The organism is Bradyrhizobium sp. Leo170 (assembly GCF_004296405.1).
Classification (GTDB): domain Bacteria; phylum Pseudomonadota; class Alphaproteobacteria; order Rhizobiales; family Xanthobacteraceae; genus Bradyrhizobium.
The window spans coordinates 1-1,282 of the sequence record NZ_PSRR01000730.1 but is presented as its reverse complement, the minus strand read 5'-3'; the positions used below and the strand labels follow the sequence as shown (position 1 = coordinate 1,282).

The window sequence follows — 1,282 nt, the reverse complement described above, 5'->3', positions numbered from 1 at the left end:
GCAGGGCTGTCCGGGGAATGAATCGCTATGTCGCAGTGCATGCTCGGCAAAACCGAGGCAAATCGGTTTTTCTGGTTGTCGAGACACAGAAGGCCGAGCATGCGATTTCGCGGTAGCATTTTTGGAAGGCTCCTTGAACCGATCGATCGACGGCGGTTTCAGACAGTTGTGGATCGTCTGGACGGGGATGCCTACGACAAGTCGTTCAAGTGCTGGGATCATCTGGTGGCGCTGATCTATGCGCAACTGAGCGGTCACAGCAGTCTGCGCGGGCTGGAGGCGGGGTTCAACGCCAATGCTCAGCACCATTATCATCTGGGGACGGGCAAGCTGTCCCGCTCGACGCTGTCGGATGCCAATGCCCGGCGCCCGGTCGGCATTTTTGCACAAACCTTTGCGACGTTGTCGGCCATGGCAAGCCGACGGCTGCGGAGCGAGGGCAACGAGATGGTGCGCCTGATCGACGCTAGCCCGGTCCCGCTCGGCAAGGTTTGCAGCTGGGCGGCGTGGAACGGCCGCATCCGCGGCATGAAGCTGCACGTCGTCTACGACCCCAACGGCGATGTCCCGAACTGTGTCGAGGTGACGCCCGCGAATGTCAATGACATCGAGATCGGCCGTCAGGTCTCGATCCAGGCCGGCACGACCTACGTGTTCGACAAGGGATATTGCCACTTCGGCTGGTGGCGGAAGATCAATGACAGTAAGGCGTTCTTCGTCACCCGCCCGAAGACGAGCATCCGTCTTCGGGCGTTCAAGCATCGTGCCATCCGCAAGCGCAAGGGCGACGGCTTCGAGATTCTCGCCGATGATGAGGTCAAGCTCGTCAGCAAGGGCGCCTCCCGACTGCCGATCCCGCTGCGCCGGATCAAGGTAAAGCGACAGAACGGTGGCAAGATCACGCTTCTGACCAATGACCTTGCCCGCACCGCGGTCGAGATCGCCACCCTCTACAAGAGCCGATGGCAAATCGAGCTGCTGTTCCGCTGGATCAAGCAGCACCTCGATATCCGCAAATTCCTCGGCACCAACGACAATGCCATCCGCCTGCAGGCGCTCGCTGCGATGATTGCCTACCTGTTGTTGCGCATCGCCGCACGGGCCCACTGCATCAAGATGCTCCCACTCAGGCTGGCCGAACTGATCCGACAGTTCCTGTTCACCCGTCGAGTTCTCGCCGCGATCAACAAGCCGCCACCTATCAACCCCAGTAAGCCAAAATCGCCAGTTTCTCCAAACCAGTTGGCGTTCAGCTATGGCTGATTTTCCCCGGACAGCCCTG

Annotated in this window: 1 protein-coding gene; it reads left to right on the top strand. The window is 60.1% G+C overall.

The genetic code is table 11. From position 1 onward, the window contains the following. Positions 1-99 precede the first annotated feature (99 nt). Positions 100-1,263: an IS4 family transposase gene (locus CWO89_RS44305; protein WP_130584396.1), complete on the top strand. Its 1,164-nt coding sequence runs from the start codon at positions 100-102 to the stop codon at positions 1,261-1,263. The last annotated feature ends 19 nt before the right edge of the window (positions 1,264-1,282 follow it).